The 10896-nt window shown below is 71.3% G+C and carries 8 protein-coding genes and 1 pseudogene; 6 read left to right on the top strand and 3 right to left on the bottom strand.

The genetic code is table 11. The features are described from left to right. Nucleotides 1-112: 112 nt before the first annotated feature. Entirely contained in the window at nt 113-1621 is a 1509-nt protein-coding gene (locus QHF85_RS48655; RefSeq protein ID WP_281334389.1) for a sigma-54 dependent transcriptional regulator, read from the bottom strand. Nucleotides 1622-1700: 79 nt separating this feature from the next. On the opposite strand from QHF85_RS48655, the gene bamD reads away from it, so the two are divergent. From bamD to QHF85_RS48685, 6 genes are all read left to right on the top strand, one after another. Then, a complete protein-coding gene (gene bamD / locus QHF85_RS48660) occupies nt 1701-2558 on the top strand; it encodes an outer membrane protein assembly factor BamD (RefSeq protein WP_281334390.1) in 858 nt (285 codons plus the stop codon). A gap of 5 nt (nt 2559-2563) precedes the next feature. After that, nucleotides 2564-2893: a hypothetical protein gene (locus QHF85_RS48665; protein WP_281334391.1), complete on the top strand. Its 330-nt coding sequence runs from the start codon at nt 2564-2566 to the stop codon at nt 2891-2893. 88 nt (nt 2894-2981) lie between these two features. Continuing rightward, nucleotides 2982-3458: a transcription elongation factor GreA gene (gene greA, locus QHF85_RS48670; RefSeq protein ID WP_281334392.1), complete on the top strand. Its 477-nt coding sequence runs from the start codon at nt 2982-2984 to the stop codon at nt 3456-3458. Continuing rightward, on the top strand, nt 3455-6796 hold the full coding sequence (locus QHF85_RS48675) for a sulfatase-like hydrolase/transferase (protein ID WP_281334393.1): 3342 nt from the start codon (nt 3455-3457) through the stop codon (nt 6794-6796). The genes greA and QHF85_RS48675 overlap by 4 nt, the downstream gene beginning before the upstream one ends. Before the next feature lie 123 nt (nt 6797-6919). Then, nucleotides 6920-8257 (top strand): tetratricopeptide repeat protein, encoded by a 1338-nt coding sequence (locus QHF85_RS48680; protein WP_281334394.1) that lies wholly within the window; start codon nt 6920-6922, stop codon nt 8255-8257. A gap of 11 nt (nt 8258-8268) precedes the next feature. Continuing rightward, nucleotides 8269-9579 (top strand): PQQ-binding-like beta-propeller repeat protein, encoded by a 1311-nt coding sequence (locus QHF85_RS48685; RefSeq protein WP_281334395.1) that lies wholly within the window; start codon nt 8269-8271, stop codon nt 9577-9579. 431 nt (nt 9580-10010) lie between these two features. Here the strand turns inward: QHF85_RS48685 and QHF85_RS48690 are convergent, their stop codons facing one another. Together QHF85_RS48690 and QHF85_RS48695 are read right to left on the bottom strand one after the other, a co-directional pair. Beyond that, on the bottom strand, nt 10011-10559 hold the full coding sequence (locus QHF85_RS48690; RefSeq protein ID WP_281334396.1) for a GNAT family N-acetyltransferase: 549 nt from the start codon (nt 10557-10559) through the stop codon (nt 10011-10013). A gap of 21 nt (nt 10560-10580) precedes the next feature. Beyond that, nucleotides 10581-10896: pseudogene (locus tag QHF85_RS48695) on the bottom strand (hypothetical protein); the annotation flags it as partial.

A 10896-nucleotide genomic window follows, 5' to 3' on the forward strand; every position in this document is an offset into this window, starting at 1 on the left:
CCGTCGGCAAAACCGCGCATCGCGCGGTTTTGCCGCCCCCGGTCCAGGCCGCGCTTGGTCCGGGGTGCAGGGGGTGGACAACCCCCTGCTGGGGTGCGGGGCAAAGCCCCGCTCATCCCCGGCGGATGTCGTAGGCGCGGATCTTCTTGTGCAGGTTCGTGCGTTCGACGCCGAGGACGATCGCGGCGCGCGAGATGTTCCACTCGAGGCTCTGCAGGACCTCGATGATGTAGCGGCGCTCGGCTTGATCGCGGAACTCGCGCAGCGTGAGTCGGCGGCCGCCTTCCGTGCGCGGGATGGCCTCGATCGAGGGCGGAAGCGGGCCCGGCGGCGCGCGCATGGGCTCGCTCGGGTCCGGGGCCTCGGGGGCCTGGAGGTCGTCGTCGAAGGGGCTCGCGTGGGGATCTTCGGGCAGATCGGCGATCGTGACGGTGTCGCCGGAGAGGATCGCCGCGCGCTCGATGACGTTCTTCAGCTCGCGCACGTTGCCAGGGAAGCTGCGGCGCTCGAGCGCGGCGTGGACGGCCGGATCGATGCGCTTCGGCTTGAGCCCGTTCTCCTTGCAGAACGAGGCCATGAAGGCTTCGGCGAGCGGTCGGATGTCCTCCATGCGCTCGCGCAGCGAAGGCACGCGGATGGGGAAGACCGCGAGGCGGAAGAAGAGATCCTCGCGGAAGCGGCCGGCCGAGACCTCGCGGCTCAGGTCCTTGTTCGTCGCCGCGAGCACGCGCACGTCGACCTGTAGGGTCCGCTCGCTGCCGAGTCGGCTGATCTCGCCGGATTGCAGCGCGCGCAGCACCTTCGCCTGCGCCGAGGGCTCCATGTCGCCGATCTCGTCGAGGAACAACGTGCCGCCGTGGGCTTGCTCGAAGAAGCCGCGCTTTCTGGACTGAGCGCCCGTGAAGGCGCCGCGCTCGTGGCCGAAAAGCTCGCTCTCGATGAGCTCGCGCGGGATCGCCGCGCAGTTCACCTTCACGAAGGGGCCGGCGATGCGCGGCGAGAGGCGGTGGATCGCGCGGCTCACGAGCTCCTTGCCCGTGCCGCTCTCGCCTGTGATCAGCACGCTCGCCTTCGTCGGCGCGACCCGATCGATCTCCTTGTAGAGCTTCTGCATGACCGGCGCGCGGCCGATCATCTCGTAACGCGCGAGCAGCTCCGCCTCGAGATCCCGCACCTTGCGCGCGAGCTCCGACGAGTAGAGCGCGTTCTTCACGCTGACGAGCACGCGCTCGCGGCTCACGGGCTTTTCGAAGAAGTCGCCCGCGCCGAGCTTGATGGCCTTCACCGCGTCGTGGACCGTGGCGTGTCCGCTGATCGCGACGACCGGGAGGCTCTTCGTGGCTTCGTCGCGGCGGATGCGCTCGAGCAGCTCGAGCCCGCCCATGCCGGGCAGCAAGAGGTCGATGATCGCGAGGTCGACGGGCCTGCCGCCGTTGGCCAGGATCTCGAGCGCTTGTTCGCCGCTCTCGGCCTCGATGACCTCGTAGCCTTCGCCGCGCAGGACGAGATCCAGGGTGCGACGGATGTTGCGCTCGTCGTCCACGACGAGGACCGTGGGGGCGACGGCGGCGCCCAAGGCCTCACCGGGGGGCGCCTGGGGCGTAACGAACGAGCTTTCCATGCCGCACGTATCCATACCCGCCTCCCGTCGGGGCAGGAAGCACTGGCGCGCCGGCCGCGAAACGGCTACGGAGCGCGGGATGGCCAAGGTCTGCGGTTCGACGTCTTCGAGGCCCTCGGCGCGGTTCGCCCGAGCGCTCGGCTTCGTCGTGCCCCTTCTCTTCCTCGGGGCCGCGGGCTGCGATCTCCAGGTCGGCGACGGGCGCAAGGCGACCCTCACCTACACGGACGATGCGCGCTCCGCCTACGAGGAGGCGATGCGCTCCTACCGCAGCAAGGCGTGGGAAGACGCGCGCGCCCTCTTCGCCGAGGTGCGCAAGCTCTTCCCGTACAGCCGGTATGCGACGCTCGCGGAGCTGCGCATCGCCGACGTCGAGTTCGAGCAGGAGAAGTACGCGGACGCCGTCTCGGCCTACCGCGAGTTCATCCAGAACCACCGCACGGATCGCGACGTCGAGTACGCGCGTTACCGCATCGCGAAGTCGCTCTTCCGCGACATCGACGACACGTTCCTGCTGCCGCCGCAGGAGGAGCGTGATCAAGGCACGGCGCTCGAAGCCTACCGCGAGCTCGGCGCGTTCATGCGCGACAACCCGCGGAGCCGCTACGCGGAGGACGTGCGCAAGATGTACGAGGCCGCGCAAGGTCGGCTCATGCGGCACGAGCTCTACGTGGCGCGCTTCTACCTGCGGCAGGACGTCTTCCCGGCGACGATCGCGCGGATCGATCACGCGCTGAAGCTCTTTCCCGGATCGGCGCTCGAACCCGAAGCGCTCGTGCTCAAGGGCGAGACGTTGATGCGGATGAACAAGCCCGACGACGCGCGCGTCGTCTTCCAGAAGGTGCTCGACGAGTACGGCGGGCCCTTCGCCGTGACGGCGAAGCGGTTCCTCTCGGAGCTCGACGCGCAAAAAGCAGCGGGCAAGCAAGGGACGTAGCTCGGATGGACGCGTCGCAGAGGCGCCCCACGGCGGGCGTGCGGTACGCGCTCGAACGCGCGGACGACGAGGGAGCATCGGGCGCGACGTACCGCGGGTTCGCGCATTTGCCCGACGCGGATCTACCGCTCGAAATTCGCGTCGAGCAACCGAGCGAAGGCAGCGCGGAGGGCCGGGCGAGCGTGACGGCGCGGATCGATGGCGCGGCCGAAGGCGTGGACGTGGCGAGCCTGGAGAAAGCGGGCACGGCGCTCGTGAAAGCAGCTCTGCGCGCGGCGCGTGACGCGGGCAGGCCGATGCCGCGGCGTATCGTACGCTGGCGGGGGCCGAGCTGACGCGGTGGGCGCGGCTTCGGCGTGAACATGCTAAAGGGGATCGAAGGTTCGGCTCGGCGTGTCCGAGCGTCGTTGTCGAGGTGTTGCGATGTCTGAAAAGGTGCCCATGACGCCCGAAGGGCAAGCTCGGCTGCGCGAGGAGCTCGAGCGGCTCAAGAAAATCGAGCTCCCGCAGGTGGTCAAGGACATCAGCGTGGCCCGCGATCACGGCGATCTGTCGGAGAACGCCGAGTATCACGCCGCGAAGGAGCGTCAGGGCCTCATCGTCGCGCGCATCACGTTCATCGAGCAAACGCTGAGCCGCGCGGAGGTCATCGACCCGAGCAAGCTGAGCGGCAGCAAGGTCCAGTTCGGCGCGCGGGTCAAGCTCCTGAACATCGATACGGACGAAGAAAACACCTTCCAGATCGTCGGGCCCGAAGAGGCCGACATCAAGCAGCAGCGCATCTCGGTGTCCTCGCCGCTCGCGCGGGCCCTCATCGGCCGTGAGGTCGGAGATGAGGTCCGCGTCGTCATGCCGGCCGGGCCGCGTACCTACGAGATCCTCGAGATCAGCTATTCATGACGAACCGCGGCGGGGAGGGCGCACACGTCCCGCCCGCCGCGCCCCGACCGAGCCGCGCAAAGGGTCGGCTCGCGGTCTCGGCGCCCAAGCCGGACCGGGACGGCACGAGCGTGGCGCGGCCGCGCGCGCGGTCGCGGGATCTTCCGCTCGGATGGCGGATCGCCGACGGCTACCTCGCGATCGGCGTGTTCCTGCTGATCGAGCTCGTCGTCGTCGGGCTCGTCTTCCGGCGTGAGCTCGTCGGGCTGCACGAGCTCACGCTCGCGCTCGGAAAGCTCTGGCCGATCGCGTTCGCGGCGGCAGCGCCGGCGGCGGCAATCGGCGGGGTCGTCGTCGAGCTCGCGCGCCACGCGGAGGGACGCTTTGGCCGGGTCGGCTTCGCGCTGGCCGCGGCGGGTTTTGCCGGGGCCGTGGCGTTCGGCGTGTCGACGGGGCGCCTTTTGTCCGGGCCTCTGCGCGCGCCATTCGTGGGGATCGTCGCGGCCTTTGCGTTCGCCGGCGTGTTCGCGCTCGGGCCGCTCGTCGCGCGGGCGCTCGCGCCGAAGCCGCGGCGCACGTTCGGCCTGGGCGTCTTCCTCGGCGTGATCGCGCTGCTCTTCGCGATCGAGCTCGTCAACCTGCTCGTCCTACCGCGCCTTTATCCGGCGTTTCATCGTGGCCTTGCGCTCCTCGCGCTCCTCGTCGCGCCGTTCGCCACCGTCGCCTGGGACGCGCCGCGGCGAACGCGGCCGGGCAGCACGGACGATCCGGAAGGGCCGATCGCGCCCGTCGGCTGGAAGCTCGCGCGCGCCGCGCTCGCGCTCGGCTTGTTCGCGCTGTCGGCGGCGGTCTCGCCCTCGGCGGCTGCGCGCCTCGCGCCCGCGGACAACGTGCGCCTCGTGTACCTCACGCGCGCGCCGGTGCTCGCGAACGCCGTGGAGATCGCGGCCGCGCTCTCGCCGCCGCCTCCGCTCGACGACACGCCGCTCGTCGTGAACCAGGGGCCGGCGGGACGCGCGGTGGATCTCGCGGGGCGGGACATCGTGCTCGTCACGATCGACGCCCTGCGCGCCGATCACGTCGGCGCCTACGGCTACGCGCGCAAGACCACGCCGACGATCGACGCGCTCGCGGCCGAGGGCGTGGTCTTCGAGCGGGCCTACACGCCGACGCCGCACACCTCGTACGCCGTCACCTCGCTGATGACGGGCAAGTACATCCGCCCGCTCGTGCTGCAGGGGCTCGGCGGCGACTCCGAGACGTGGGCCGGGCAGCTCCGCCGCTACGGCTACAAGACTGCGGCCTTCTTCCCGCCAGCGGTCTTCTTCATCGACGCCGAGCGCTTCGGCCCGATCCGCGAGCGTGGTCTCGACTTCGAGTACCGCAAGGTCGAGTTCGCGAGCGCCGAGCGCCGCGCCACGCAGGTCGAGACGTACCTCGACGGCGTCGACAAGAACGCCCGCGTCTTCTTGTGGGTCCACCTCTTCGAGCCGCACGAGCCCTACGAGACGCACCCCGAGCACGCGTTCGGCGATCGCGACATCGATCGCTACGACGCGGAGATCGCCGCCGCGGACGCGGGCCTCGGCTCGATCCTGGCGACGGTGCGCGCGCGTCGGCCGAACGCCGTGGTGATCGTGAGCGCCGATCACGGCGAGGAGTTCCAGGATCACGGCGGCCGTTACCACGGCACCACGGTCTACGAGGAGCAGGTCCGCGTCCCGCTCGTGGTGCATGCGCCGGGGCTCTTCGCGCCGCGGCGCGTGTCGGCGCCGGTGCAGCTCGTCGACCTCTTGCCGACGGTCCTCTCGGGGCTCGACATCCCGCGGCCGGCGCGCGTGCGCGGCGCGGATCTCGGTCGCGCGCTCGTGGGCGCCGCCACGAGCCCGGAGGACGCGCGTGGCTTCGCGTTCGCCGAGACGGAGACCATGACCATGCTGGCACGCGGGCCGCTCCGGCTCGTTTGTGCTCGAAGGATCGGCGCCTGCGCGCTCTACGACGTGGAGCGGGATCCGGCCGAGACGCGGGATCTCTCGGGCGCGCGCGCCGCCGACATGGCCGACATGCGCACGGAGCTGCGCGGCGTGGAGGCCTCGCACGGGCGGTACGAGATCGCGGGGCTGCGCAGTGAGGGCAAGGGCTGGCCCGAGGCGCTCCGGCGCGGGATCGCCGGCGACGCGGACGCGGCGCTCGACGTCGCGGCGCTGCTCGACGACGCGGACGTGCTCATCCGTCGCAAGGCCGCCGAAGTTCTGTTTGACCTCCAACGTCCGGAGGTCTCGCCGACGATGCGGCTCGCGCTCGTGCGAGACGAGGACGACGAGGTGCGGCGCTGGTCGGCGCTCACGCTGACGAGGCTCGGCGAGGGCGCGCCGCGTACACGCGAGCTGCTCGAGGATCGCGATCCCAAGTGGCGGCGGCTCGCGGCGCTCGCGCTCGCCGAGGGCGGCGACGGCCGCGGCGAGGACGATCTCGTGGCGTGGTTCCGCGAGGCGTACGGCAAGCGCGCGGAGAAGCGCGAAGTCATCCCGTTCGAGCGGGCGAAGGAGATCGTCGCGGCGCTCGCGAAGATCCGCGCCAAATCCGCATTGCCCGCGCTCCTCACGGCGCTCGACGACGTCCGCCTGCGCCCGCACGTGGCCGAGGCGCTCGCCGCGATCGGCCAGGACGCGGCTCGCCCCGCGCTCGCCGAGCACCTCGCGACCGAGCGCTACCAGCACGCGCGCGTCGCGCTCTCCGAGGCGCTCGTCGCGCTCGGCGCCGGCCCCGAGCTCCGCGCCCCGCTGATCCGGCTGCTCGGTGTGCCCGATCCGCTGCCGAACGGCCTCCGGATCGCGCTCCAGGCGGACGTGCTCGAGCTCATCGGAGGCCCGCGGGAGCGCGACCTGGAGAAGCTCCGACGGTTCGCGCGGAGCGGCGTGGCGGTCGGCATGGTCGTGCCGAAGTCCGACGGCAGTGGCGACGCGCTGCGGGTCCTCTGCCGCGCGCGTTCGAACGACGACAGGCCCGGCGAGATCCGCTTCGGCGTGGGGACGCGGCGCCTCGTGAGCAGCGGCGATCGCGAGACGGGCGGCCTCGTTCCCAAGCGCGCGCCCGAGCTCGATGCCCGCACGGCGGCGACGCTCTACGTCCCGCCGGGCGACAAGCCGCAAGAGGTCTTCGCGCCGCTGCCCGAGGCGGTGAAGGTGCGCCCCGGCCAGCACGGCGAGTTCGTCGTCTACGCGACGCAGAACGTGGAGCTCTCGGCCTGCGCGGTCGTCCCGCTCGTCGCCGAGCTGCCACCGCCGCCGCCCGAGCCGTGGACGCCCGAGAAGAGCGGCGAGGGCTCGTCCGACGGGGATCCTCCGAGAAATCCGTGACTTTTTGTCACGAACGGGCAGGGGACGGCGGCGCCCCGCTCGGCCCCGAACGCCCGCGGAACGCCCTCGGAAACCGCGACGAGGCCGATTGACGCCGGGGGCGGCGCGGCTAGAGTCCCGGGCGTGTCGCGAGAGGACAAGCAGTCGGAAGAGGGCCGCGCGAAGCGCGAGGACGAGGACGCGCGCGAGGACGAGACCTCGGGGGACGACGAACCCTCGAAGGCGCGCGCGTCTTCGGACGAGGACGAATCGTCGGACGAGGCCGCGCACCGCGTCGCCGCCGCGCTCGGCGTCGCGGGTGAAGAGGACGCCGCGATCGAAGGCGGAGACGCCGCCGCGGAGCCCGACGAGGACGAGAAGCAGGAGGCCGCGAAGCCGAACCGCGCGGCGCGCAGGCGTGAGGATGCGCTCGCGCGGCGCAAGAAGCGCGTCGGCGGCGCTGCAGCCGCGGAGGATGACGCGGCGCTACCTCGCGACAAGAACGCGCGCGCCAAGGAGCTGCTGAAGCGGCGTCGCGAGCAAGCGGACGCGGCCGAGCGCCGCCCGGTCGCGAGCTCGCTCGACGCGGGCGAGATGGTCGACGACGCGCTCGCGCGGAGCGCCTCCGCTGTCACGAAGTGGCTCAAGACAAACGTCGGGGTCCTCCAGTGGGTGGTCCTCGCGGCGATCGTCGGCGCGGGTGGGTATGCCTTCTGGTCGTCGCGCGTCGACAAGACGCTCGGCGATGCGTCGTCGAATCTCCTCGCGGGCGTCGCGGCGGCTCGCGGCCTCGTGATGGAAGAGGACAAGCGCCCCGACGATCAGAAAGAGCTCGATCCGACGCGCGTCTTCAAGAACGAAGCCGACAAGACGCAGGCCGCGCTCGACGCGTACGGCAAGGTCATCGACAAGCACGGCGGCTCGGGCGCGGCGCTGCTCGCGCGCCTCGGCCAGGGCGGCACGTACCTCGAAAAACGCGACTGGGACAAGGCGATCGAGGCTTACGCGTCGGTGCTCTCGTCGCCGCTCGCGGCCGCGGATCCCGACGTGAAGGGCCGCGCCACCGAAGGCATCGGGTACGCCAAGGAGGGCAAGGGCGATCTCGACGGCGCGATGGCGAGCTTCAAGGAGCTCGCGGGCATCGATGTCAAGGGATACAAGGACCTCGCGACCTACCACGAGGCGCGCGTCCTCTTCGCCAAGGGCAACAAGGACAAGGCGAAGGAGGTCTTGAAGCCGCTCGACGAGAAGCTCGCGCTCCCGAGCAAGGAGCCCGAGCCGCTCGAGTACCTCAAGGGCGCGGTGCACGACCTCATGGTCCAGATCGATCCGGCCGCCGCGGCCGCGCAGCAGCCCATGTTCGGGGGCGGCGGACCGGGCGGCGCGCCTGCGCCTCTGCCTGCCGACATCCAGGAGAAGGCGCGGCGCATGGTCGAGGAGGCCCAGAAGAAGGCGGCCCAGCAGCAGGGCGGGACGCCGTGATCGAGGGACGCGTGAGGGCTCCCGTCGCGATCCCGCGTGGCGCTGTCATGGCCGCCGCGGCCCTCGCGCTTCCGCTCTTCGGCTGCGAAAGCCTGAGCATCCCGGCGACGCCGCAGGTCCCGACGTGGCTCCACCACCCGGGCGGCACGCTCTCGATCGCGTACCGAAGGCCGCTGACGGCCGAGTCGCGCCAGCAAGCCGAGGTCTACGAGCGCGGCAAGCCTGCGCTCGACATCGCCGGCCGGCGCGTCTTCGTCCCGTCGAGCGACTACGGCCTCTACGCGCTCCGCGCCGAGGACGGCTCGACGATCTGGCGCTTCGAGACGATGGGGCCCGTGCAGAGCGAGCCGCTCTTCGACGCCGACGAGGACGTCATCTACTTCGGCTCGAACGACGGCGCGGTCTACAAGGTGAACGCGAGCGACGGCCGCATGCTCTGGCGGTTCTCGACGAACGCCGAGGTCGGCCGGAAGCCGGTGCTTCGAAACGGCGTGCTCTACGTCACGAACGCGAACGACACGCTGATCGCGATGAACGCGAAGACCGGGGCGCTCAAGTGGCACCAGCACCGGACACCGGCGTTCGGCATGGAGGTCGCCGGGTACGCGGGACCGGCGCTCGGGCGCGACAAGGTCTACGCGGCGTTTTCGGATGGCGTGGTGCTCGCGTACGACCTCGAGGACGGCTCGGAGCAGTGGCCGGCCGTGGATCTCGCGGCCGAGGCGGAGCAGCAGACCGGCGGTGACGCGCCGCGTTATCTGGACGTGGACACGACGCCGTTGGTGGCGCGGATCACATCGGGTGAGGTCGTGTTCGTGGGCAGCTACGCGGGCGGCGTGTACGCGCTCGACGCGGAGAACGGCACGCGGGCGTGGGTGAACGAGAAGGCCGTCGGGGTGACGGAGCTCGTTTTGTGGGAGCAGCCGGCGCATGCGCCGCGAACCGGGCCGCTTCCGTCGGTGCCGGGACAGCGCATCCTGTTCGCTGCGAGCGGGCTCACAGGTCTCTGGGCGCTCGATCCGAACGACGGGCGGACGCTCTGGCGGCGGAACCTGCCGGAGGGCGGGATCACGGCGCCGGTTCCGGTGGCGGGCGCGGTGCTGGTGGGGACGACGCGGTACGGCTTGTTCCTGTTTTCGCCGGTGACGGGTGGGCTCATCGACGGGATCCTGCCGGGCGGCAGCTTCGCGATGACGCCGGCCGCGCACGGGGTGCGGGCGTTCGTGGTGGGCAACGGGGGATCGTTCCTCAGTGTCCAGGTCATGCCGCCGACGCCGGAACCGCCGCCGATCCCGATGAGCGGGCTCGGCGTGAAGGGCTGACGAGACCGGGGCGTAGGACGCGTCCGTCCGAGCGTGGAACGGCGGGGACGGAACCGTCGACGCTGACGACCGGCCGCGAGGCCGAGGTGCACGCGCGCGTCGCGAAGCCACCGTGTGTCCAGACGAACCCGAGGAACGCCTGGTTTCAGGCCGGTTTTCGGCTCGGATCCCCCTCCTCCGGGCTCGTTTAAATTTCGCATAATATACATTATGTCAACTCGCGCGATCCGCCTCAGGGCAGGTGTGGACGCAGAGCCGGACCTGGCGACGGAGTCGTCCCAAACCCGACGCGGACCAACCCAGACGCCGACCGAGCTCCCCGAGCTCGACCCGGACCCGTCCACCTCGTCCGAAGGACGCACGTCTCCCTCGGCGCGCCCCCGCGCACCCCGCCCCATCGCGCGGCGCCGTCCCGACCTACCGGCCGGTCGTCACTGCGCCCGGAACGACTTCCAGATCAGGACCTCGCCAGGCCGCGTCAGCGGACGCCCACCCGAGCGCTCCTCGCGCCACCCGAGCACCTTCCGCGACGCCTGCTCGCCGAGCTGCATGAAGCCGTGATGCGTGTAGAACGCCTGCGCCCACGTGGCCTTTTCGAACATCCTCGCCACCACGTCATGCAGCCCACAACGCAGCGCGTCTTCCTCGAACGCCTGGAGCAGCCGCGTTCCCACGCCGAAGCGCTGGACCCGCGGATGCACCGAGAGCTCTTCGAGGTACGCGACGCCCGGCGACTCGTCGCGCCAAGCCAGGTAGCCGGCGACCTCGTGATCGGCCTCGGCCACGAAGACGTTGTGGTGCCGCGGCAGGTTCGCGATGTCGTTCCAGGCCCGCGGCGGCACCTCGGCCGCGTCGAAGCCGAGGTCGTGGTACATCGCCGTACACGCCTTCTCGAGCTCCACGAGGTCCGTGACCTGCGTCTCCTGAAGCTTCGTGATGCGGATGCGTTGCGGCCTGACTCGATCCGATGCGTCCGTCATGGGTGATTCCCTTTCGAGCGTCTAGAGCCCCACGAGGCGGCCGATCACGGCGGCGTCCTCGTCTCCCGAGGGAACGAGCAAGGCCGTGGCGGTGCCCGGCGGCGGGCTCTGCCCCGGCGCGAGCGGGACGATCCGGATTTCCCCTTCCCGCCCGACGACGGCGACCCGGACCGCGACGACCAGCGCCACGCGAGGAGCCGCTGGAGCGGCCGGCGCAGGCGCAGCCGCAGGCGCGGCGACCGGGGCCGGCGCGACGGCGGGAGCCACGGGGCGCACCGGCGCAGGCCCGACGGGAGCGATGCGGGCCGGCGTGGGCGTGACCGCGGCGGGCGCGGGT

Origin of the sequence: Polyangium sp. 6x1 (genome assembly GCF_029946515.1) — a bacterium.
Taxonomy (GTDB): Bacteria; Myxococcota_A; Polyangia; order Polyangiales; family Polyangiaceae; genus Polyangium.

Bases quoted from the DNA above. Each gene is read 5' to 3' on its own strand.
- QHF85_RS48655 (WP_281334389.1), bottom strand. From the start codon at position 1,621: ATGGAAAGCTCGTTCGTTACGCCCCAGGCGCCCCCCGGTGAGGCCTTG.
- bamD (WP_281334390.1), top strand. From the start codon at position 1,701: ATGGCCAAGGTCTGCGGTTCGACGTCTTCGAGGCCCTCGGCGCGGTTC.
- QHF85_RS48665 (WP_281334391.1), top strand. From the start codon at position 2,564: ATGGACGCGTCGCAGAGGCGCCCCACGGCGGGCGTGCGGTACGCGCTC.
- greA (WP_281334392.1), top strand. From the start codon at position 2,982: ATGTCTGAAAAGGTGCCCATGACGCCCGAAGGGCAAGCTCGGCTGCGC.
- QHF85_RS48675 (WP_281334393.1), top strand. From the start codon at position 3,455: ATGACGAACCGCGGCGGGGAGGGCGCACACGTCCCGCCCGCCGCGCCC.
- QHF85_RS48690 (WP_281334396.1), bottom strand. From the start codon at position 10,559: ATGACGGACGCATCGGATCGAGTCAGGCCGCAACGCATCCGCATCACG.